At 60.9% G+C, this 21,464-nt stretch carries 19 protein-coding genes; 10 read left to right on the forward strand and 9 right to left on the reverse strand.

Annotated features, from left to right (window positions below):
- Nucleotides 1-54 precede the first annotated feature (54 nt).
- Nucleotides 55-1,431: an L-serine ammonia-lyase gene (locus IB246_RS19135; protein WP_008041818.1), complete on the reverse strand. Its 1,377-nt coding sequence runs from the start codon at nt 1,429-1,431 to the stop codon at nt 55-57.
- Nucleotides 1,432-1,566: 135 nt separating this feature from the next.
- Here IB246_RS19135 and IB246_RS19140 point away from each other — a divergent pair, with 135 nt between their 5' ends.
- The gene (locus IB246_RS19140; protein WP_008041817.1) at nt 1,567-2,514 is read left to right on the forward strand and encodes a LysR substrate-binding domain-containing protein; all 948 of its coding nucleotides are present in this window, start codon (nt 1,567-1,569) and stop codon (nt 2,512-2,514) included.
- 213 nt (nt 2,515-2,727) lie between these two features.
- Nucleotides 2,728-3,135: an HPF/RaiA family ribosome-associated protein gene (locus tag IB246_RS19145; protein WP_008025327.1), complete on the forward strand. Its 408-nt coding sequence runs from the start codon at nt 2,728-2,730 to the stop codon at nt 3,133-3,135.
- Nucleotides 3,136-3,347: 212 nt separating this feature from the next.
- Here IB246_RS19145 and fecA read toward each other — a convergent pair whose 3' ends face one another.
- From fecA to IB246_RS19160, 3 genes are all read right to left on the reverse strand, one after another.
- A complete protein-coding gene (gene fecA / locus IB246_RS19150; RefSeq protein WP_008041816.1) occupies nt 3,348-5,681 on the reverse strand; it encodes a TonB-dependent Fe(3+) dicitrate receptor FecA in 2,334 nt (777 codons plus the stop codon).
- Between the two features lie 245 nt (nt 5,682-5,926).
- Nucleotides 5,927-6,865 carry a FecR domain-containing protein gene (locus tag IB246_RS19155; protein WP_008041814.1) on the reverse strand — a complete coding sequence of 313 codons (939 nt, stop codon included), beginning with the start codon at nt 6,863-6,865 and terminating at the stop codon, nt 5,927-5,929.
- A complete protein-coding gene (locus IB246_RS19160) occupies nt 6,862-7,350 on the reverse strand; it encodes a sigma-70 family RNA polymerase sigma factor (RefSeq protein ID WP_008041812.1) in 489 nt (162 codons plus the stop codon). The genes IB246_RS19155 and IB246_RS19160 overlap by 4 nt, the downstream gene beginning before the upstream one ends.
- A gap of 181 nt (nt 7,351-7,531) precedes the next feature.
- On the opposite strand from IB246_RS19160, the gene IB246_RS19165 reads away from it, so the two are divergent.
- The 6 genes from IB246_RS19165 to IB246_RS19190 all read left to right on the forward strand — a co-directional run bounded on the left by IB246_RS19165 (nt 7,532) and on the right by IB246_RS19190 (nt 13,923).
- A complete protein-coding gene (locus IB246_RS19165; RefSeq protein WP_008041811.1) occupies nt 7,532-7,825 on the forward strand; it encodes a DUF3649 domain-containing protein in 294 nt (97 codons plus the stop codon).
- Nucleotides 7,822-9,402: a PepSY-associated TM helix domain-containing protein gene (locus IB246_RS19170; RefSeq protein ID WP_008041809.1), complete on the forward strand. Its 1,581-nt coding sequence runs from the start codon at nt 7,822-7,824 to the stop codon at nt 9,400-9,402. The genes IB246_RS19165 and IB246_RS19170 overlap by 4 nt, the downstream gene beginning before the upstream one ends.
- Entirely contained in the window at nt 9,403-9,729 is a 327-nt protein-coding gene (locus IB246_RS19175; protein WP_008041804.1) for a DUF3325 domain-containing protein, read from the forward strand.
- A gap of 4 nt (nt 9,730-9,733) precedes the next feature.
- The gene (locus IB246_RS19180; protein ID WP_008041802.1) at nt 9,734-10,297 is read left to right on the forward strand and encodes an RNA polymerase sigma factor; all 564 of its coding nucleotides are present in this window, start codon (nt 9,734-9,736) and stop codon (nt 10,295-10,297) included.
- Nucleotides 10,294-11,280: a FecR family protein gene (locus tag IB246_RS19185; protein ID WP_008041794.1), complete on the forward strand. Its 987-nt coding sequence runs from the start codon at nt 10,294-10,296 to the stop codon at nt 11,278-11,280. The genes IB246_RS19180 and IB246_RS19185 overlap by 4 nt, the downstream gene beginning before the upstream one ends.
- Before the next feature lie 213 nt (nt 11,281-11,493).
- Nucleotides 11,494-13,923 (forward strand): TonB-dependent siderophore receptor, encoded by a 2,430-nt coding sequence (locus tag IB246_RS19190; protein WP_008041792.1) that lies wholly within the window; start codon nt 11,494-11,496, stop codon nt 13,921-13,923.
- A gap of 126 nt (nt 13,924-14,049) precedes the next feature.
- Here the strand turns inward: IB246_RS19190 and IB246_RS19195 are convergent, their stop codons facing one another.
- Complete coding sequence (locus IB246_RS19195; RefSeq protein WP_008041791.1) at nt 14,050-14,925, reverse strand: helix-turn-helix domain-containing protein; 876 nt, start codon at nt 14,923-14,925, stop codon at nt 14,050-14,052.
- A 136-nt stretch (nt 14,926-15,061) separates the two neighbouring features.
- Between IB246_RS19195 and IB246_RS19200 the strand changes: the two genes are divergently transcribed.
- Nucleotides 15,062-15,964 (forward strand): DMT family transporter, encoded by a 903-nt coding sequence (locus IB246_RS19200; RefSeq protein ID WP_008025338.1) that lies wholly within the window; start codon nt 15,062-15,064, stop codon nt 15,962-15,964.
- Between the two features lie 28 nt (nt 15,965-15,992).
- On the opposite strand, the gene IB246_RS19205 is transcribed toward IB246_RS19200, so the two are convergent.
- The 4 genes from IB246_RS19205 to IB246_RS19220 all read right to left on the reverse strand — a co-directional run bounded on the left by IB246_RS19205 (nt 15,993) and on the right by IB246_RS19220 (nt 19,680).
- Complete coding sequence (locus IB246_RS19205) at nt 15,993-16,502, reverse strand: DUF2165 family protein (RefSeq protein WP_008041790.1); 510 nt, start codon at nt 16,500-16,502, stop codon at nt 15,993-15,995.
- A gap of 171 nt (nt 16,503-16,673) precedes the next feature.
- Entirely contained in the window at nt 16,674-17,648 is a 975-nt protein-coding gene (locus tag IB246_RS19210; RefSeq protein WP_008041788.1) for a 2-hydroxyacid dehydrogenase, read from the reverse strand.
- A 325-nt stretch (nt 17,649-17,973) separates the two neighbouring features.
- Nucleotides 17,974-18,279, reverse strand: a complete 306-nt coding sequence (locus tag IB246_RS19215) for a DUF6124 family protein (RefSeq protein WP_008041779.1) — start codon at nt 18,277-18,279, stop codon at nt 17,974-17,976.
- Between the two features lie 432 nt (nt 18,280-18,711).
- A complete protein-coding gene (locus tag IB246_RS19220; protein ID WP_008025343.1) occupies nt 18,712-19,680 on the reverse strand; it encodes a LysR family transcriptional regulator in 969 nt (322 codons plus the stop codon).
- A 274-nt stretch (nt 19,681-19,954) separates the two neighbouring features.
- On the opposite strand from IB246_RS19220, the gene IB246_RS19225 reads away from it, so the two are divergent.
- Nucleotides 19,955-21,454 (forward strand): efflux transporter outer membrane subunit, encoded by a 1,500-nt coding sequence (locus IB246_RS19225; protein WP_008041777.1) that lies wholly within the window; start codon nt 19,955-19,957, stop codon nt 21,452-21,454.
- Nucleotides 21,455-21,464 lie beyond the last annotated feature (10 nt).

Consider the following 21,464-nt stretch of genomic DNA (forward strand, 5'->3'; position numbering starts at 1 on the left):
CCTCGTTATTATTCTTGCTCGGGCTCACGTGTTGCGGACGGTCGGGAATGCTCCTCAGCACTCCACCCAGCTGACAGCCAGGCCGCCCCGTGAAGTCTCTTTGTATTTGTCGTGCATGTCGGCGCCGGTATCGCGCATGGTGCGGATCACCCGGTCCAGGGAAATGAAGTGTTTGCCGTCGCCGCGCAGGGCCATTTGCGTGGCGTTGATCGCCTTCACGGCCGCGATGGCGTTGCGCTCGATACACGGCACTTGCACCAGGCCGCCGACCGGATCGCAGGTCAGGCCCAGGTTGTGTTCCAGGCCGATTTCGGCGGCGTTTTCCAGTTGCTCGGGCGTGGCGCCCAGTACGTCGGCCAGACCGGCGGCGGCCATGGCGCACGCCGAACCGACTTCGCCCTGACAGCCGACTTCGGCGCCGGAGATCGAAGCGTTTTTCTTACAGAGAATGCCTACGGCCGCGGCGCCCAAAAAGAACGCAACGACGTCATCGTCCGACGCGTCCGGGTTGAATTTCATGTAGTAGTGCAGGACGGCGGGAATGATCCCGGCCGCGCCGTTGGTAGGTGCGGTGACCATCCGTCCGCCGGCGGCGTTTTCTTCGTTCACGGCGAGGGCAAACAGGTTCACCCATTCCATCGCCGACAGTGTCGAAGTGATGACATTCGGCTTGCCGATTTCCAACAGGCTGCGGTGCAATTTCGCCGCGCGACGCGGAACATTCAGACCGCCGGGCAAGATGCCTTCGTGGCGCAAACCCTGCTCGACGCACTCGCGCATCACCGACCAGATGTGCAGCAAGCCCTGACGGATTTCGGCTTCGCTGCGCCAGGCCCGTTCGTTGGCCATCATCAACTCGGAAACCCGCAGACCATGCTGATTGCAGAGCTTGAGCAATTCGGCGGCGCTGGAAAAATCGTACGGCAGCACCACGTCGCTGGTCGGCGCGATGCCGGACTCGGCTTCGGCCGCTTCAATGATGAAACCGCCGCCGATCGAGTAATACGTTTGTTCTGACAATTCGCCAGTGTCGCCGAAGGCTGTCAGAGACATGGCGTTGGGGTGGTAGGGCAGGCTCTCGTCGAGCAGCAGGAGATCGCTTTGCCAGTTGAAGGCGATGGTGGTTTTACCGGCCAGACTCAGTTCGCCGGTCTCGAGCAGCGTTTTGATGCGGCTGTCGATGCTGGACGGGTCGATGCTGTCCGGCCATTCGCCCATCAGGCCCATGACGCAGGCTCGGTCGGTGGCGTGGCCGACGCCGGTGGCGGAAAGGGAGCCGTACAGGCGGATTTCCACTCGGCGTACGGCGTCCAGCAAATGCTGGTCAATCAGTGCCTGGGCAAAGGTCGCGGCGGCGCGCATCGGGCCGACGGTGTGAGAACTGGACGGACCGATGCCGACTTTGAAAAGATCAAAAACACTGATAGCCATGCTAAAGCCTATACAAGCAATGGAAGAGAAATCGCTGCCATTTTTGTAGGACAAGCGCAATGTCGGCGATACTGCCTACCTCGGTCCTACGTGACCAACGAAACTTCCTAAGACAGCCTTTAGCAGGACTAAACAATGAGTCGCCAATTGCACGCCCAGACTTACGTCTGGCTGCACGTGTTTTCCTGTGCCGCACGGCACTTGTCCTTCACCCGCTGCGCCGAAGAACTGCACATCACGCCGGGGGCGGTCAGTCAGCAGATCCGACAACTGGAAGAGCGGCTGGGGTTTCGACTGTTCCACCGGCGTGCCCGAGGCGTGGAGTTGAGCGCGCAAGGCCAGCGACTGGCCATTACGGTCAACGAGGCTTACGGCAGCATCGACGCGGAATTGCGACGACTGGACGCGGGAATGATCAGCGGAATTCTGCGGGTACGGTCGATTCCATCGTTCCTGAGCAAATGGCTGACCCCGCGTCTGCCGCGCTTGCAGCAGCGTTTTCCGGACATTCAGCTGCGCCTGGTGGCCGAGGACAGCAGCGTGCCGTTGCATGAGGGCGACTTTGACCTGGCCATCGACCTGAACGACGGCAGCTACCCTGGCTTGTTATCCACAACCTTGCTCGACGAACAGATCTTCCCGGTGTGCGCGCCGAGTCTGTTGCGCGGGCGGCCGCCGTTGCATGGCCCGGCAGACCTGTCGCACTTTCCGCTGTTGCACGACATTACGGCCTGGCGCGGCAGTTACGAGTACGCGGAGTGGGAGTTCTATCTCAACGCCATCGGCTTCGAAGGCGCGGACGTGCGGCGCGGGCACACGTTCAATCGCAATCACCTGACCATCGAAGCGGCGATTGCCGGCATGGGCGTGGCGATTGCGCGGCGAACGCTGTTGAACGATGAGCTGGAGCGCGGGACGTTGATTGTGCCGTTCGGTCTGGCGGTGCCCAATCACAAACGTTACGTGTTGCTGTATGCGCCGGGGGCGCTGAGCCATCCGGGCGTGCGCGCAGTACATGACTGGCTGGTAGAGGAGGCGGGTATTTTTCGCAGCCTGCACCCGCTGGCGGAGCGGCAGATGTGAGTAATTATGACAAAGAAGTGAAGCGACCCAACTCCCGACCTTAACAGCGCTTTTGCTCCTTGTCCGGCTTTTTTTGCGTATGAAAATTTATCTTTTTTCAGGGGTTGAATTGTTCGTCGTACAGACCGATTGTGTAACCAAGAGGTCACGGTGATGACGCCCAAGGGCCAGCCGAGGGGCCTCTCGCGAGCTAGCTGAAATAAGGGATGAACTATGCAAATCCAAGTCAACAGCGATAACCATATTCAAAGCAGCATCCGACTGGAGGAGTGGGTACGTACTACCATTGAGAGCACGCTCGAACGTTATGAAGAGGACCTGACACGCGTCGAGGTCCATCTGCGGGACGAGAACGGCGACAAGCCCGGTCCCCATGATTTGCGCTGCCAGCTGGAAGCGCGGCCAAAAGGCCACCAACCGATTTCTGTCACCCATAAAGCCGAAAACCTGGAACTGGCGATCGACGGTGCGGCTGAAAAACTCGAACATGCACTGGAACATCTGTTCGGCAAACTGCGGGGCAAACCACGTGCCGCTGTGGTGCCGTTTGAGAGGCGTGCAGCCGATGCGCTGCTGGAAGACGAGTTTCTCGAGAACGAACAGGCTGCACAAAACGGCTGACGCCTGATTTAACGTCCCAACGAAAAACGGGCCTGCATTGCAGGCCCGTTGTTGTTTGTGCCGATTATCGCAGCGCCGCGATTCCTTGTAGGAGCGTGGCTTGCCCGCGAAGAGGCCCGGAAATCCAGCGCATATGTCGCTCGTTAAATCGCCTTCGCGGGCAAGCCTCGCTCCTACAGGGGTGAATTGCAGCGAGGCTGTTCAGTTTCAGATCAGAACGCTACCGACGTCTGCACATACACCGTCCGCGGTTCCCCGACGTACTTGCCCTTGTTGTTGTCATCGAACGAGCGTGTGAAGTACTGGTGGTTGAAGATGTTTTTCACCCCCACCGCCACATTCAAATCCGACAACTTCGGCCCGAAGTCATACGCCGCGCGGCTGCTGAACAGCATGTAGCCAGGAATCGTGCCCGTGCTGCCGTCGGCACTTTCTTTCGACGTATTGGCGTTGTCGGCAAACTGGTCGCTCTGATAGCTGCTGTCCAGGTTCAACTTCCACGCGCCTTCGGTGTAACCGACGCCCACGGTGCCCTTGTGTTTCGAGGAGAACGGCACACGATTGCCCTTGTTCGGCCCGTCTTCGCGGATGGTCGCGTCCACATAGGCGTACGTGGCGTAGACATCGAAACCGGCCAGTGCCGGGCTCACATCATCGAGTGCGTAGTTGACGCTGGTTTCGATGCCCTGATGGCGAGTCTCGCCCCGAGCGATCACCGAATCGTTGGTCTGATTACTTTCGTACTGATTGTCGAAGTTGATCAGGAACGCGCCGATTTCCGCGCGTAACGCACCGTTGTCGTAGCGGGTGCCCAGTTCCCAGGTGCGCGCTTTTTCCGGTTTGACTTCGCCGCTGGTCACGCGGTTTGGCATCTGGCTGTATTGCACGCTGCCGAACGAACCTTCGGTGTTGGCGTAGAGGTTCCAGCTGTCGGTCAGGTGATAGAGCACGTTCAGCGCCGGCAGGGCGGTGTTGTAGTCGCCCTTGTACTTCTCGTTCGTCAGTTTGTTGGTCTGTTGCGATTCGATCATTTCGTAGCGGATGCCCGGCGTCACTGTCCATTTGCCGATGTCGATCCGGTCATCGACGAAGAACGCGTTGGCCTCGGTGCCACCGCGCGTATCGCGGTCGTTGCGGCTGTTGGTGGTCGGATACTCGTTACTGGCAATCGGCGTGCGATAGCGCAGTTCGTGGCCGGCTTCGTTGATGTAGCGATAGCCGACACCGACTTCATGGCTGGTTGGGCCAACATCAAAGCCTTGGGCGAAGCGGGTTTCCAGGCCACGTACCCAGTATTCGCGTGGCGACAGCGACAGGAACGTGCCCTGATCCAGATAGCCGCTGCGCAGGGTTTTGGTGAAGAAGGTGTTAGCGGTGAATTCGCGGCGATCTTCCTGATAGCGATAGCCGAAGTTGAACATCGTCCGGCGGCCCCAGAACTGATCCTTCGGGCGGGTCGACTGGTACGGATCGGCATCGTAATCGGCAACGTTCAGGCCACCGGGCATGTCGGCCTTGCCTTCGTAATACTGGGCCATGGCATTGAAGCTGTTGGCGTCGTCGAGCTGGTATTTGCCTTTGAGAATCAGGTCATCGATCTCGGTGTCGCTATGTTCACGCCAGTCGCCACCGCGTGTGCCGGAATACAACAACGCGCCGCCCAGGCCATTGTCGCCAGTGCCGCCGGCCAGCAGGTTGCCGGTGGTCTTGAAACCGTCGTGGCTGGAGGAGGGGCTGGTTTCGGTCTGGAAACCGCCTTTCACCGTGGGCTCGTCGGGAATCGCGCGGGTCACGAAGTTGACCACGCCGCCGACGTTTTGCGGGCCATAACGCACCGCGCCGCCGCCGCGCACCACATCGACCGCGTCCATGTTGCCCATACTGATCGGCGCGAACGACAACTGTGGCTGACCGTAAGGCGCGAAGGGCACCGGGATGCCATCCATCAACACCGTCGAGCGCGACGCCAAGCGCGGATTGAGACCACGAATGCCGAAGTTCAGCGCCATGTCATGGCTGCCGGTGCCGTTGTTGTCCGGCGCGTTGACGCCGGGGATGCGGTTGAGCACGTCCCTGGCCTGGGTTGCGCCCTGGCGTTCGAATTCCTCGCGACGGATCACGTCACGCGCGCCGGGATGCTCGAAGACGTTGATTTGCTGCGCATCGCCGAGCCAGTCGCCGACCACTTTCGATGTGTCCAGCTCCAGCGCAGCATTGCCCACCGGTTGCAGGCTGAACGCGTTGTTGCCTTCGGCGCGGGCCTGCAGGCCGGTGCCTTCGAGCAAGGCGTTCAAGCCCTGTTCGGCGGTGTAGTTACCCTCCAGGCCACGACTCTGCACACCGCTGGTGACTTGCGAGCCAAACGAAATCAACACGCCGGCTTCACGGCCGAACTGGTTGAGGGCGTTTTCCAGCGACGATGGCGCGATGTGGTACGGCTTGGCATCGTCTGCGTGGACGAGTGGCAGCGCGCCGAAGCTCAGGCTGGCGCCCAGCAAGAGTTGGCGCAAGGTGCGGGCCAGCGGGGTGAGGCGGGTGGGGTGCATGGAGGACGATCCTGAGAAGGTGGAATCAAGGTGGCTTTCCTTCTCTGTCACGCCAGATCTGAAAAACGGCTCACGGTTGTGTGAATATTTTTTGGGGCTTTCGCAAGCAACCCCACTGCCACAGGATTTCTGAACAAACACCGTAACTGTAGGAGCCTGGCTTGCCGGCGAAGGCGGTGTATCAGACAGGCCGCGGCGTGCCGATCGTCGGAACGCCGCCCGCAGCAAGCCGGCTCCTACAAGAGTCAGGCGCGCGCCTCGACGGTTACCCAATACCGCGTAAAGCGCTTCACCTTCACCGGCAAACTGATTTCCAGCAGATCCAGAATCCGCTCGCTGTCGTCCAGTGGATAAGTCCCGGAGATCAACAAGTCAGCAACTTTCGCATCGCAGTTCAACTGCCCGCGACGATAGCGGCCAAGTTCCTCAAGGAAATCGCCAAGGCGCATGTGCGCAGCCACCAGCATGCCGTCGGCCCAGGCGCCGCTGTTGGCATCCAGAGGCACGGGGTTGCCGATTCCGCGAGCATCAAAACTCAACTGCCGGGCGCTTTGCAGTACCCAGGGAGAACCGCCATCAGGCGTCAATTCGACATGGCCTTCAAACACCGCGACCTGAGTGCGATCCGCAAGCTGCCGAACGTTCAGGCGCGCCCCTTCGGTTTTCAACAAGCCTTGTGCCGTGCGCACTTGAAACGTTTTGGACGTCGTCAGCAGCATCTCGCCTTCAAGCAAACGGATCAGCCGTTGCTGACCCTCGACCCGCACATCCGCCGAACTTGCGGTATTGAGTTGCAATTGGCTGCCGTCTGCGAGCGCGATCTTGCGCCGCTGGCCAATGGGGCTGCGGTAGTCGGCCAGCAACGGTGGCAGCAGGTTGTGCTCGCGCATGCCCCAGGTGACGGCCGAACCGGCACCAAGAATCAGCAACAACTTCAGCGCCTGACGCCGGCTGCTGGACGTCGGTGCATTCAGGGCCGCATGCGCCAGCGGCGAAGACAAACCGCGCAGGCGCTGGTTGACCCGCTGAATATGCTCCCACGCCCGTTGATGCTCGCTGTGCGCATCGAGCCATTGCTGCCAGGCGTTTTGCTGGCGCGGGCTCAACGGCCCTTGCTGCATTTTCATCAACCACTGCACCGCCTGCTCGGCGACTTGCGGTGAAAAATCCGGGGTGCCGTTCATAGGGCGAAGTAGCAGCGCATCGCCGCTTTATTCAGGTGCCGCTTGACCGTGGCGATGGAAATCCCCAGCTCGGCGGCGATTTGTGGATACGTCAGGCCATCGACCTGGGCCAGCAGAAATGCGCGCTTGACCAGGCGCGGCAAACCGTCGAGCAACTGGTCCAGTTCCATCAGGGTTTGCAGGATGATCGCCCGTTCTTCTTCCGACGGCGCGACCCTTTCCGGCATCTGCGCCAGGGCGTCGAGGTAGGCGCGCTCCAGATCCAGACGGCGGTAATGATTGGACAGCACGCGTTTGGCGAGGGTGGTAAGGAACGCTCGCGGCTCGATGATCTGCGGCGTGTCTCGTGCGGTCAGCACCCGCATGAACGTGTCCTGGGCCAGATCTGCCGCGCTGTCCGGGCAGCCGAGCTTGCGCCGCAACCAACCGGTGAGCCAGTTGTGATGGGCGTGATAGAGGACTTCGACGGTGTGGGCTGGCTGCAACGGTAACTCCGAGCGCGGTTTAATGCGTTAGAGAACAAGAATTGTTCGCATTGTAGAGGCGAGAACCCGCTCCGGCAATCGGCGCTGATCGTATCTCTTTTGCGTATGAGAATATTTATCATTAATATTGCGGCCCTGGCCTCGTGATTTCCCCAGGCCTCACCGGTTTCAAGGTCGAAACATGAAAGTAATCCCCGTGTCCTATCGATTGGCCGTCACCTCCCGGGTGTTGGCCGCCGTGCTGGGCGGCTACATCGTTGCGGCGCTGGCCAGTGTCAGCCTGACGCTGTGGGTGCCCATGGCCCGCGCCGACGCCGTGGTGACCGGGATGATGACTTCGTTTCTGGCCTACCTCGGCGCAGTGATCTGGTGCTTCGCCTGCCGCAGCGCATGGCGGGCCTGGCTCGGGTTGATCGTGCCAAGCCTGGTGCTTGCGGCGATTTCGGGCCTCGCGTACTGGATGGGCCGCACATGAAAGAGGGTTTTCGTCAGGCCATGGCCTGGTTGCACACCTGGGCCGGGTTGATCTTCGGCTGGTTGCTGTTCGCGATTTTCCTCACCGGCACACTCGCGTATTTCAAGGACGAGATCAGCCACTGGATGCAGCCGGAAATCCCTGCGCGTTCGGTGACTTCCGAAGCCAGCCTGACCGTGGCGCAAAACTACCTTCAGCAACACGCCGGCGGCGCCTCGCGCTGGCTCATCGACCTGCCCGATGCCCGCGAACCCGGCCTGTCGGTACGCTGGCAGCAGACCCCGGCCAAACGTGGCGAACGCGGTCAGTTCACAGAAAAACTCCTCGACCCGCAAACCGGCGCCGAAGTGCAGGGCCGGGCAACCACCGGCGGCGAGTTTTTCTACCGCTTCCACTTTCAGCTGCAAATGCCGTATCCGTGGGGCCGTTGGTTGTCGACCATCGCCGCCATGGTGATGTTCGTCGCGCTGATCAGCGGGATCATCACCCACAAGAAAATCTTCAAGGACTTCTTCACCTTCCGCCCGCGCAAAGGCCAGCGTTCCTGGCTCGACGGGCACAACGCGGTGGGTGTGCTGGTGCTGCCGTTTCACCTGATGATCACCTACAGCAGCCTGGTGATTTTCATGTCGATGGTGATGCCGGCGAGCATTCTTGCCGCGTACAACGGTGATGCGCGGGCGTTTTACGATGAGGTGTTCCCGGCTTCCACGGCTCCGGAGCGTGCGGACAAACCGGCGCAGTTGGCGCCGCTGGCACCGCTGCTGGAAAAGGCGCGCGAGCAGTGGTCGGGAGGGCGCGTCGGGCGGCTGACGGTGAACAATCCGGGCGACGCGAATGCCTCGGTGGTGCTCGTGCGTGATGGCGCGGACCGTGTAGTTCACGACTTCGGCAGCGCGGTGACCTTCAACGGCGTGACCGGGCAATTGCTCGGCACGACCCCGGAGCAATCGCTGCCGAGGGCGATTGCCGGCAGTTTCTATGGTTTGCACATGGGCCATTTCGCCGGCCCCGTGCTGCGCTGGTTGTACTTCATTTGCGGGTTGGCCGGCACGGCGATGATTGGCACCGGGCTGGTGATCTGGCTCGGCAAGCGTCAGCTCAAACACGCGAAAAGCGCCGTGATGCCGTTCGAATTGCGACTGGTGGAAGTGCTGAATATCGCCAGCATGTCCGGGTTGATGGTGGCGGTGGCGGCGTTCTTTTGGGCCAATCGGGTGTTGCCGGTCGACATGGCCGGACGTGCGGATTGGGAGGTGAACAGCTTCTTCATCGTCTGGGGTTTGAGTGTGCTGCATGCCATGGTCCGCCGGGGCCGCACGGCGTGGATCGAGCAATTGGCACTGGTGGCATTGCTGTTTGGCGCGATGCCGCTGCTGAACGCCATGACCACGCCGTTTCACTTGGGAAACACGCTGGCGCAGGGCGATTGGGCGATGGCCGGTTTCGATCTGACGTGCCTGGGCAGCGGTGTGTTTTTCGCCTGGGCTGCGTGGAAAATGCAGCGTTCGGGACAGGCCAGGATCGTCATCCGGCAGCGTGCACAACCGATTACCCTTGAGCGAGAGGCGAACTGAATGTTGCTGTCGCTGTTGCTCTGTTACGGCGGTTTCACCGCACTGTGTTTATCGATGGACCGACATCACGCCGAGCTGTTGGGCGGTAAACCGACGGCCCATCGTCGCCGGTTGTTGAAACTGGGTGGCTGGCTGTTGCTGATCTTGTCTCTGTGGGCGGCGGTGTCTTCGACCGGCTGGGGGCTTGGCCTGGTGGAATGGTGTGCGGTGTTGATGCTCAGCGCGTTGCTGCTGGTGCTGTTGATGCCGTATCGCCCGCGCCTGGCGCTGTCGATGGCTGCTTTGAGCCTGCTCGTCAGCCCCGTTGCCGCGTTTGCGCAGTACTGACCCGATGATGACTAGCCCTCCGGATTCCCATGACGACGAACCTCGCGGAGCACGTGCGCATTTCCTGCAAGTGTTCCTGTCCCAGCGTTCGCAGATGGAAGCGCTGGTGAACCGTCGCGTCGGCTGTCGGGCAACGGCGGCGGACCTGGTGCAGGATTTGTTTTTGCGCTTCTGGCGCCGGCCGCTGGTGCAGGTCGAAGAGCTCAGCACCTACCTGTTGCGTTGCGCCGGCAACATTGCCATCGACCACTTGCGCAGCGAAGGCACGCGGGTGCGGGTCACTGAAGGCTGGCAACCGGATCAACCGGACAGCCACGGCAGCGAGCCGCAAGCCGCGCTGGAGGCCGGCAACGATTTGCGCCATGTCGAAGCGGCGTTGCGTGCGTTGCCCGAGCGCACGCGGCAGATCTTTTTGCTCAATCGCATCCATGGCCGCAAATACGCCGAGATCGCCAAGGCCATGGGTTTGTCCCAAAGCGCCGTGGAAAAACATATGATGCGCGCCCTCGAAGCCTGCAAGGCCAGCCTGCGGGACCCCGAACCGCGCACGCCAGGGAAAGCACCGTGAATCACATCGAACGCGTCACCCCGACGCCCGCTCAGGAACAGGCCGCTTTCGCCTGGCTGAGTCTGCTGCATGACCAGCCGAGCAGCGGTGATCAGGCTACTTTCAGCCATTGGCTGCAGGCCGATCCCGCGCATGCCGAGGCCTATGCCCAGGCGCAAGTGGTGTGGGAATTGAGCGAAGGCCCGGCGCGGACGCTGGCCAACGAAGACGCGTTTGCCTTGCAGGGTTACCTCAATGCGATGAATCGCTCGCGGCGCAGCAGCGTTCGGCGCTGGTCCGGAGCACTGGCAATGGCGGCGTGCCTGTTGTTGATGGTCAGCCTCGGTTCAGGCTGGCAGCCGATGCGCTGGGTGGATGATCTGGGTGCTGACTATGTGTCGGCGCCGGGGGAAGTTCGCACCGTCACGCTGGCGGATCAATCGCAGGTCACGCTGGATGCCGACAGCGCCATCGCGGTGGATTTCAGTCGCGGTGAGCGTCACGTGCAGTTGCGTCGCGGCGCCGGATTTTTCAGCGTGACGCACACCGGCGAACCGTTTGTGGTTGAGGCTGAAAAGGGCCAGGCGCGGGTGCTGGGGACGCAGTTTGAAGTGCGTTTGCAACCTCACGGCGCGCAAGTGACGGTGTTGTCCGGCCGGGTCGGCGTGACGGCAGACAAGCATGCCGAGCAGCAGATTCTGTCCGCCGGCCAACAAGTGGCTTACGGCGAAGGCACGGCGGAAAAACTGCATGCCGTGGACAGCGAAGCGCAGCTGGCGTGGCGTCAGGGCTGGCTCAATTACTACAAGGCGCCATTGGCCGACGTGGTGCAGGATTTACGGCGTTACTACCCTGGGCGGATTGTGCTGCTCAACGATGAGCTGGCGGCGCGGCGGGTCAGTGGCAGTTTCCCGAGCAAGGATCCGCAGGCGGTGTTGAGTTCGTTGCAGGGGGTGATGGGGTTTGAGCAGCATGCCGTGGGGCATTTGATTATTTTGCGTTGAGGCGTCCGGCCTCATCGCCGGCAAGCCGGCTCCTACAGGTTTCACGATCCCTGTAGGAGCGAGGCTTGCCCGCGAAGGCGTCAAATCAAACACCCCATCACTCAAATAAAAATATTTTCAAAATGATGGTGAGGTAAACCCAAGCCCCATCCGTGTAGTGACTGAAACTGCGAGTCATTCGCATCCGTAGCGGTTCTACACAGGTCATGAGCAATGAAGTCCAGGGCAAAATCGGGTTCGGTCAAACAGTGGTTGGGTGCTTCGGCGCTGAGCATTTCGGCATTGGCATTGCTGCCATTGAGCGTGGCATTGGCCGCTGAAGCGGGCACGACGCAGCAGCGCACGCAGTTCAGCTTCGCGATGGCCGCCAAACCGCTGCCCCAGGCCCTGAGCGACTTCAGCCGGATCACCGGCATCAGCGTGGTCTACACCGATGAAGCGCCATACGGCATGACCGCGCCAGCGGTCAGCGGGCAGATGAGCGCCGAACAGGCGATCCAGCGTTTGCTCAGCGGTTCGGGTTTGACCTTCCGTCGTACCGATGCGCACACCATGGCGCTGGAACCGCAGCCCACCGAAGGCGCCTTGAACCTCGGCGCGACCACCATCACCTCGGTGATGGATCAATCCATGAGCTACCAGCCGCCGCCGACCAGTTCGGTGATGCGCTCTTCGGCCTTGCTCCAGGAAATCCCCCAGACCGTCAACGTCATCCCGGCCCAGGTCATTCGCGATCAGGCGCCGCGCAACCTCGACGACGCGCTGGCCAACGTCAGCGGCATCACTCAGGGCAATACATTGGGCAGCACCCAGGATTCGGTGATGACCCGTGGCTTCGGCGACAACCGCAACGGCTCGATCATGCGCGACGGCATGCCGGTGGTGCAGGGCCGTGGCCTCAACGCCACGGTCGATCGGGTCGAAGTGCTCAAGGGCCCGGCCTCGTTGCTCTACGGCATCCAGGACCCGGGCGGCGTGGTCAACATGGTCAGCAAGAAACCTGAACTGGAACAGTACAACGCGTTGACCGTGCGTGGCTCGACGTACGGCGATGGCAAAAACGGCAGCGGCGGCAGCTTCGACAGCACCGGCGCGCTCGGTGATTCCGGGCTGGCCTACCGCATGGTGCTCGACCACGAAGACGAAGATTACTGGCGCAATTTCGGCACCCACCGCGAGACGCTGGTGGCGCCGTCCCTGGCCTGGTTCGGTGAAAGCACCAAGCTGTTGTTCGCCTACGAACACCGTGAATTCCTCACCCCGTTCGACCGTGGCACGCTGATCGACCCACGCGACAACCATCCGCTGGACATCTCCCGCGAGCGTCGTCTGGACGAGCCGTTCAACAACATGGAAGGGCGTTCGGACCTCTATCACTTCGAGGCCGACCACGAACTCAACGACAACTGGAAAGCGCACTTTGGCTACAGCTGGAACCGTGAAACCTACGACGCCAGCCAAGTGCGCGTTACCGCCATCGACACCAAGAAAGGCACGCTGACCCGCAGCATGGACGGCACGCAAAACGCGATCAGCACCGACCGCTTCACCACGGCCAGCCTCGAAGGCAAAGTGAATGCGCTGGGCATGCAACATGACCTGGTGTTCGGCGTCGATGACGAGTACCGCAAGATCTACCGCGAAGACCTGATCCGCCAGAAAAGCCTGACCACCTTCAGTTACCTCAACCCGGTCTATGGCCGTGAAGTCGCCGGCACCACCGTCAGCCCGGCGGACAGCGCGCAGACCGATCTGCTGCGCAGCGATTCGCTGTTTCTGCAGGACTCGATCCACCTCACTGACCAGTGGATTCTGGTGGCCGGCGGCCGTTTCCAGGAGTACGACCAGTACGCCGGCAAAGGCGTGCCGTTCAAGGCCAACACCGACAGCAACGGGCAAAAATGGGGGCCGCGTGCCGGCCTTGTCTACAAGTACACCGACGCGTTGTCGTTCTACGGCAGCTACACCGAATCGTTCAAGCCCAACTCGACCATCGCTCCTTTGAGCGGCAGCAGCACCGTGCTCGACGGCAGCATCGCGCCGGAAGAAGCCAAGTCCTGGGAAGTCGGCGCGAAGCTGGATATTCCGGGGCGTGTGACGGGTAACGTTGCCCTGTTCGACATCAAGAAACGCAACGTGCTGGTGGCCAATGCCGAAGGTCCGGTGACCCTTTACAGCGCCGCCGGCGAAGTGCGTTCCCGTGGTCTGGAAGTGGACCTGAGCGGTCAGCTCAGCGATCGCTGGAGCATGATCGGCAGCTATGCCTACACCGATGCCGAAGTCACCGAAGACCCGGACTACAAAGGCAAAAAACTGCAAAACGTGGCGAAGAACACCGGCTCGCTGTCGGCGGTCTATGACTTCGGCACCATTGTTGGTGGCGATCAATTGCGGGTCGGCGCGGGCGCGCGGTATGTCGGTGAGCGGGCGGGTAACGCGGTGAACGATTTTGATCTGCCGAGCTACACCGTGGCCGATGCATTCGCCACCTACGACACCAAGGTCGAGGGGCAGAAGGTCAAGTTCCAGCTCAACGTGAAGAACCTGTTTGACCGCACTTACTACACCTCGGCGGCGAGCCGGTTCTTTGTGTCGATGGGGGATTCGCGGCAGGTTTCGTTGTCCAGCACCTTGGAGTTCTGATCACAGACCGCGTTATCGTTCTTCGCGGGCAAGCCTCGCTCCTACAGGAATCGTGTCGAGTCCAATTTTCGCGATCAACACACATCCCTGTAGGAGCGAGGCTTGCCCGCGAAGGCGGCTTCCGGGTCAGCGCAAAAACGCCTGCCGATACTCGCCAGGCGTCCCACCGAGAACCTGCCGAAACCGATTGGTGAAATGACTCGCACTGGCAAACCCACTCGCCAATGCAATCTCCCCCAACGGCTGCGATGTCGAACGCAATAACTCCCGCGCCCGGCTCAGTCGCCTTGCCAACACATACTGATGCGGCGGCAAGCCAAAGCTCTCCCGGAACATCCGCGCAAAGTGATACTCCGACAGCGCACACAACCCCGCTAACTGCCCAAGGCTGATGGCTTCGGCCAACTGATTGTCGATGAACTCGACCAGCTGCCGCCGCTGGTGCGCCGCCAATCCGCCCTTGAGCCGCAAGCCGTCGCGCATGCCGACCTGGCCGAGCAACACGTGGCTGAGCATTTCATGGGCCAGGCTGCTGGTCAGCAGGCGTTCGCCGGGTTCATCCCAGTTGAGCGTGAGCATCTGGCGAAAGCGCCGGGCTTGCTGCGGGTCGTCGAGAAAAGTCCCTTCGCGCAATTGCAATTCGCGAGGTTCGCGGTCCAGCAGCGTGACGCAACCGAGGGCGAATTGTTCCGGGCTGAAATACAGATGGGCCAGGCGAATGTCGCCATTGATCACCCAGCCTGACTGATGGTCGGCCGGCAGAATGCACAGTTTGTCCGGACCGCCCTTGGTGCCGGGCTGATCGCGGCGAAAAGTGCCGGTGCCGCCCGCGATGTAACAGGACAAGGTGTGATGGCTCGGCGCTTCGTAGTCCTGGGCGTCGTGATGGTTGCTCCACAGGGCTGCAGCCATGCCGTCACCGAGCTCGGCGCTGTGCTCGAGGCGAGCATTGGGCGAGCGGTTGAGGGCTTGAAAGACTTGCAGTGATTCCAGTGCGGGCATGATCGTTTCTCCAACGCTTCGCATCCTACTCCGTAGACGTTGGCCTGCCAGCCTCCGGGCCGACAAAAGCGCAAGTTTATGCAAGTGCGAAAAAGTTTGGCGCAGGACACTGGGCACCTATTGAGGAGCCTTCGCCATGAACCTTTCGCTGTATTTGCTGACCGTGCTGATCTGGGGCACCACCTGGATTGCCTTGAAATGGCAACTGGGCGTGGTGGCCATTCCGGTGTCGATCGTCTACCGCTTCGGCCTCGCCGCGCTGGTGCTGTTCGTGATGCTGTTGCTCAGCCGCAAGCTGCAAGTGATGAACCGTCGCGGACACCTGATCTGCCTGGCGCAGGGCCTGTGCCTGTTTTGCATCAACTTCATGTGCTTCCTGACGGCCAGCCAATGGATCCCCAGTGGCTTGGTAGCCGTGGTGTTTTCCACTGCCACGCTGTGGAATGCCCTGAATGCGCGGGTGTTCTTCGGCCAGAAAATCGCCCGCAACGTCCTGTTGGGTGGCGCGCTCGGCTTGTTCGGGCTGGGTTTGCTGTTCTGGCCGGAGCTGGCCGGCCACACGGCCAGCCCGGAAACCTTGCTGGGCCTGGGCCTGGCCTTGTTGGGCACGCTGTGCTTCTCGGCGGGCAACATGCTGTCTAGCCTGCAACAGAAGGCCGGGCTCAAGCCGCTGACCACCAATGCCTGGGGCATGGCTTATGGCGCGGCGATGCTGTCGGTGTGGTGCCTGGTCAAAGGCATTCCGTTCGAGATGGAATGGAATGCGCGTTACATCGGCTCGCTGCTGTACCTGGTCATTCCGGGTTCGGTGATCGGCTTCACCGCCTACCTGACGCTGGTCGGGCGCATGGGCCCGGAGCGCGCAGCCTATTGCACGGTGCTGTTCCCGGTGGTGGCGCTCAACGTCTCGGCGTTTGCCGAAGGCTACCAATGGACCGCGCCGGCGCTGATGGGCCTAGTGTTGGTGATGTTGGGCAACGTGCTGGTGTTCCGCAAACCCAAGGCACCGATGGTGCAGGGGAGTGGCAAGCTGGCTTGAAGATGTTGCGGATCGGGTGCGTGTGCACTCAGCGCTCGATCCGGATGGCCACATAGATCATTAGCGGCATGATGAAATCAACAATATGTCGAGCCCAGTCTTTATAGTTCCACTGTTGTGATTCATCCATATTGAACCATTCGACACCCACCACCTGAAAACACACGTAGTAGATAAATACGGCAATCAGTAAGCCAACCAGTGCATATTTCTTTGCCTCGTGAAACTTTTTGGCGCTGGTGTTTATATTCTTGAATAGTTGGTAAGTGCCCATCATGCAAAAGGCGGTGAAGAGGACTTCAAGTGTAATGATCAGCCAGTAAACCCTGTGATGGGCCATGGGGGAGGTAATGGCGCGATAACTGTACTTCTCGCCCTCGCGCGTGGTGTCCATACTGAGGATGTGGGCGATGTATTCGTAGTTGGAAGGGTAGTCGGTGAAGTTGCTAAACAACATTAAAAAACCAAAGAAGCTTATAAATAGCATCAATGTGGCTTTGCTGATTCTAATTGTTTGCTCGGTCGTCAAGTGGTTCAAGGTAATAGTTCTCCAGAACGGGTTCCCGTCAGGGCGGGTAAGTAAGGAGAGTCTATAGCGAAGTGTATTTGTTGAGGGGTGGACTAAATTGCAAATTGTGTATTGGTTGTTTTGTGGTTTGTGAAACTTAGTTGTAAACGGGCAGGCGCTTTAATCGCCTGCCCGTTTTTTTCAGCCTTTCCAGACTTGCGGGTTCACCAGGTCCTGCGGTCGTTCACCCAATAAGGCGCTGCGCAGGTTGGCCAAGGCGCGATTGGCCATCGCTTCACGGGTTTCATGGGTGGCGGAGCCGATGTGTGGCAAAGTCACTGCGTTTTTCAGTTGGAACAGTGGCGATTCGGCCAGCGGTTCTTTCTCGTAGACATCCAGCCCGGCGCCACGGATCTGGTTGTTTTGCAGCGCTTCGATCAGCGCGGGCTCGTCCACCACCGGGCCGCGGGCGATGTTGATCAGAATCGCGTCCGACTTCATCAGCGCCAGTTCACGGCGGCTGATCAGGTGTTTGGTCTTTTCGCTGAGCGGCACCACCAGGCAAACGAAATCGGCTTCAGCCAGCAACTCATCGAGGCTGCGGAACTGCGCACCGAGCTCTTGCTCAAGTGCAGTTTTGCGGCTGTTGCCACTGTAGATAATCGGCATGTTGAAACCGAGCCGACCGCGCCGGGCGATGGCGGCGCCGATGTTACCCATGCCGACGATGCCCAGGGTCTTGCCATAGACATCGGTGCCGAACAGCGGGGCGCCGACGGTGGCTTGCCATTGACCGGCCTTGGTCCAGGCATCGAGTTCGGCGACGCGGCGGGCGCTGCTCATGATCAGAGAGAAGGCCAGGTCGGCGGTGCTTTCGGTCAGCACATCCGGCGTGTTGGTCAGCATGATCCCGCGTTCGTTGAAGTACGCGACGTCGTAGTTGTCGTAGCCCACCGAGACGCTGGACACCACCTCCAGGCTGCTCGCGTTCTCCAGTTGTGCGCGACCGAGCTTGCGACCCACGCCAATCAAACCGTGGGCATGGGGCAGGGCCTCGTTGAATTGGGCGTTGATGTCGCCTTTTTTCGGGTCAGGCACGATGACGTCGAAATCCTGCTGGAGGCGTTCGATCATGGCGGGAGTGACGCGGCTGAAAGCGAGGACGGTCTTTTTCATGGGAGGCGGGCTCGTCGGGCATGGAGAATGCCAAGCACGCTAACATTCTTCCGCGCTTTTGTGCGAGTGCCCGGATGGTTCGGATGCACGCATTTCCCCCTGTAGGAGCCGGCTTGCTGGCGATCCAGGCACCTCGGTCTGTCTGACGCACCGCGTCGCATGGATCGCCGGCAAGCCGGCTCCTACAGGTGATGGGTGATGCGCAAAGGGTGCTTCGTACGCGAACTTGTAGGAGCCGGCTTGCTGGCGATCCAGGCACCTCGGTTCGTCTGATGCACCGCGTCGTATGGATCGCCAGCAAGCCGGCTCCTACAGATTGGGGTGTCTAATCCTGCGGGTCGATGTTATCCAGCGCGCGGTTGACGGCCAGTTCGCCGAGCATGATGACTTGTTGAATGCCCAGCAGAGTGTTGCGGTGGGGGCCGTCGAGAAATCCGGCGAGGTCGCTGGCCATGACGCTGGCGGAGGCGAGGGATTCGCTGGCGTGAACCAAAAGGGTTTCGGTGTTGATGTCGGGGACGACGGTGAATAGATGGCTGGGGGTGTGGGGCGGGATCAAGGCTTTCAGGGTGAATGAGTTTTGGGGGGAGGTGACTTCCGCATCTGGCGGATTGGGTGACGGCTTTTTCATGGCGTATTCCTCTTGCTTGATGGAGCCGCCATTTTTCGTTTCCAGACGAAAGGGTGGCAGCTATGCGCGGGCTGGAAAACCGAGGCAAGAGCAAAACCCGGCAGACCCGAAGGTCTCCCACGCACAGCCGCCATAACAAGTGCTAACGGGCAAAAAAAGCGCCGTAGTATGTCATGAAGTCCGGCATCTATCTCTTGAACCTCGGGTTTCCAGGCCCGGTCGCTGATTTCTCAGCGACACCCGAAGCCTACCCATCTAGCTTCCCACCCGACAACCGACAGAACGCGTCGGAAACATCCTAGGACACCACGCTTTTTGTAGGAGCGAGCCTGCTCGCGAAAAACGTGAGAACACTGCGGGGTATCAGGTTCACAGCGTTATCGTTCACGACCATCGCCGGCAAGCCGGTCTCGCTCCCACAGTGTTCTGTCGTCAATTCGCCAATCGCGCGCCACCCAGGCTCCCGCTCAACTCATACGCGGCCAGTTCCGCCTGATGCGCTGCCAATATCTCCGGCAACGACCCGCGCAAATACTCGACCCAGGTTTTGATCTTCGCATCCAGATACTGCCGCGACGGATAGATCGCATACAGATTCAGTTCCTGCGAGCGGTAGTTCGGCATCACCCGCACCAGTGTGCCGTTGCGCAAGCCTTCGATCGCCGCATACACCGGCAACACGCCGACGCCCATGCCGCTGATGATCGCGGTTTTCATCGCATCGGCGGAGTTCACCAGAAACGGCGAGCTGTTGATGGTGACCATTTCCTGGCCTTCCGGGCCGTCGAAATTCCATTTCTCCAGCGGAATCACCGGGCTCACCAGGCGCAGGCACGCGTGGTTCAGCAAATCGCTGGGCTTGTGCGCGCAGCCGTTGGCTTTCACGTAGGCCGGGGAGGCGCAAACGATGCTGTAGGTGATGCCCAGGCGCTGGGAGACGAAGCCCGAGTCCGGCAGTTCGCTGGCAAGGACGATGGACACGTCGTAGCCCTCGTCGAGCAAGTCCGGCACGCGGTTGGCCATGGTCAGGTCGAAGGTCACGTCGGGATGGGTCTTGCGATAGCGGGCGATGGCGTCGATCACGAAGTGCTGACCGATGCCGGTCATGGTGTGCACCTTGAGTTGCCCGGCCGGGCGCGCGTGGGCATCGCTGGCCTCGGCTTCGGCCTCTTCGACGTACGCCAGGATCTGCTCGCAGCGCAATAGATAGCGCTTGCCGGCCTCGGTCAGGGCGATGCGACGAGTGGTGCGGTTGAGCAGGCGGGTTTGCAGGTGGGCTTCCAGGTTGGAGACCGCGCGCGAGACGTTGGCCGTGGTGGTGTCGAGTTGCACGGCGGCGGCGGTGAAGCTGCCGGCCTCGGCCACGTAGCTGAAGGCGCGCATGTTTTGCAAAGTGTCCATGGGGTGCTCTCGGGTGCGATGGCAAATTGTGACACGAAGTTTCAGAGTCTGAGACCCCGACCAAGGGATTATCGCGTTAACGGTAACAAAGATTCACAGGAATCCCAGCTTATCGCCATCAAACCCGCCCCCTAGAATTGCGCCGTTCCTTGTAGGAGCGAAGCTTGCTCGCGAAGAACGATAACGCGGTTTAACAGATGGACCGCGTTATCGTTCTTCGCGAGCAAGCTTCGCTCCTACGGGATCCAGTCCACTTTCTCGGGAAATCGCAGCAGTGCCGCGTCGCATCAGCAGAGCGCTTCAGACGCTCAGTGTTTTGACTTTAACCCTGGCAATCAGCGGCTGCATCGGAACCGCAGGTATTGCCCCGCAGGGCAAGGCACTGGAGGCCAATTCACTGGCCACCGACGACGCCATCCAGAGCGCCGCGCAGGACGCTCACTGGCCCACCGCGCAATGGTGGCAGGCGTATGGCGACCCGCAACTGAACCGCTGGATCGACCTCGCTCTGCAAGGCAGCCCGACCATGGCCATGGCGGCGGCGCGGGTGCGTCAGGCCAAATCCATGGCGGGCATCGCCGAGTCTGCCGAGTCGCTGCAGATCAATGGCGGGTCCACCCTCAAGCGCCACAACTGGCCCACCGATCAGTTCTACGGGCCGGGCGAGCTGGCCAATGCGACGACGTGGGACAACAACGCCGCGCTGGGCTTCAGCTACGCCCTCGACCTCTGGGGCCGTGAAAGCAACGCCACCGAGCGCGCCGTCGACATGGCGCACATGAGCGCCGCCGAAGCGCGTCTGGCCCAGCTCGAACTGCAGAACAACATCGTGCGCGCCTACATCGAACTGTCGCTGCATTACGCGCAACGGGACATCGTCGCCGCGACCCTGCAACAACAGCAGCAAATTCTCGACCTCGCCCAGAAACGCCTGAGCGGCGGCATCGGCACCCACTTCGAAGTCAGCCAGGCCGAAACGCCGCTGCCGGAAACCCACCGCCAGCTCGACGCGCTGGACGAAGAAATCGCCCTCAGCCGCAATCAGCTTGCCGCACTCGCCGGCAAAGGCCCGGGCGACGGCGCGCAGTTGCAGCGACCCACGTTGGCATTGGGCACTGCGCTGAAACTGCCATCGTCGCTGCCGGCGCAATTGCTCGGCCAGCGTCCCGACGTGGTCGCCAGCCGCTGGCAAGTGGCGGCTCAGGCGCGGGGCATCGATGTGGCTCACGCGGGTTTCTACCCCAACGTCGATCTGGTCGGCAGCCTCGGCTACATGGCCACCGGCGGCGGTGCGCTGGAGTTTTTGACCGGCAAGAAACTCAACTACAGCGTCGGTCCGGCGATCTCGTTGCCGATCTTCGACGGTGGCCGATTGCGCGCCGAGTTGGGGGAAGCCTCGGCCGGTTACGACATCGCCGTGGCGAAGTACAACCAGACGCTGGTCAATGCGCTGAAAAACATCTCCGACCAGTTGATCCGCCGCGAATCCATGGACAAGCAGCAAACCTTCGCCGCCGAATCCGTGGCCACCGCGCAGAAGACTTACGACATCGCGATGATCGCTTATCAACGCGGGCTCACCGATTACCTCAACGTGCTCAATGCCCAGACCTTGTTGTTCAAACAGCAGCAGGTTCAGCAACAGGTTCAGGCCGCGCGGCTGAGTGCTCACGCCGAATTGGTGACGGCGCTCGGTGGCGGGCTTGGTGCGGGTAATGACGTGCCGAATGCTGAGAAAACCCAGCCCCCGAAAACCCCGGTTCTATTGCGTTGAACACAAAACC

The organism is Pseudomonas sp. PDM01 (assembly GCF_014852325.1).
In the GTDB taxonomy this organism is placed as follows: Bacteria; Pseudomonadota; Gammaproteobacteria; order Pseudomonadales; family Pseudomonadaceae; genus Aquipseudomonas; species Aquipseudomonas migulae.

Coding starts and splice junctions, on each gene's coding strand:
- IB246_RS19210 (WP_008041788.1), bottom strand. CDS start 17,648: ATGAAAAAGACCGTCCTCGCTTTCAGCCGCGTCACTCCCGCCATGATC.
- IB246_RS19190 (WP_008041792.1), top strand. CDS start 11,494: ATGAAGTCCAGGGCAAAATCGGGTTCGGTCAAACAGTGGTTGGGTGCT.
- IB246_RS19140 (WP_008041817.1), top strand. CDS start 1,567: ATGAGTCGCCAATTGCACGCCCAGACTTACGTCTGGCTGCACGTGTTT.
- IB246_RS19135 (WP_008041818.1), bottom strand. CDS start 1,431: ATGGCTATCAGTGTTTTTGATCTTTTCAAAGTCGGCATCGGTCCGTCC.
- IB246_RS19170 (WP_008041809.1), top strand. CDS start 7,822: ATGAAAGAGGGTTTTCGTCAGGCCATGGCCTGGTTGCACACCTGGGCC.
- IB246_RS19200 (WP_008025338.1), top strand. CDS start 15,062: ATGAACCTTTCGCTGTATTTGCTGACCGTGCTGATCTGGGGCACCACC.
- IB246_RS19195 (WP_008041791.1), bottom strand. CDS start 14,925: ATGCCCGCACTGGAATCACTGCAAGTCTTTCAAGCCCTCAACCGCTCG.
- IB246_RS19145 (WP_008025327.1), top strand. CDS start 2,728: ATGCAAATCCAAGTCAACAGCGATAACCATATTCAAAGCAGCATCCGA.
- IB246_RS19165 (WP_008041811.1), top strand. CDS start 7,532: ATGAAAGTAATCCCCGTGTCCTATCGATTGGCCGTCACCTCCCGGGTG.
- IB246_RS19175 (WP_008041804.1), top strand. CDS start 9,403: ATGTTGCTGTCGCTGTTGCTCTGTTACGGCGGTTTCACCGCACTGTGT.
- IB246_RS19155 (WP_008041814.1), bottom strand. CDS start 6,865: ATGAACGGCACCCCGGATTTTTCACCGCAAGTCGCCGAGCAGGCGGTG.
- IB246_RS19220 (WP_008025343.1), bottom strand. CDS start 19,680: ATGGACACTTTGCAAAACATGCGCGCCTTCAGCTACGTGGCCGAGGCC.
- fecA (WP_008041816.1), bottom strand. CDS start 5,681: ATGCACCCCACCCGCCTCACCCCGCTGGCCCGCACCTTGCGCCAACTC.
- IB246_RS19215 (WP_008041779.1), bottom strand. CDS start 18,279: ATGAAAAAGCCGTCACCCAATCCGCCAGATGCGGAAGTCACCTCCCCC.
- IB246_RS19180 (WP_008041802.1), top strand. CDS start 9,734: ATGATGACTAGCCCTCCGGATTCCCATGACGACGAACCTCGCGGAGCA.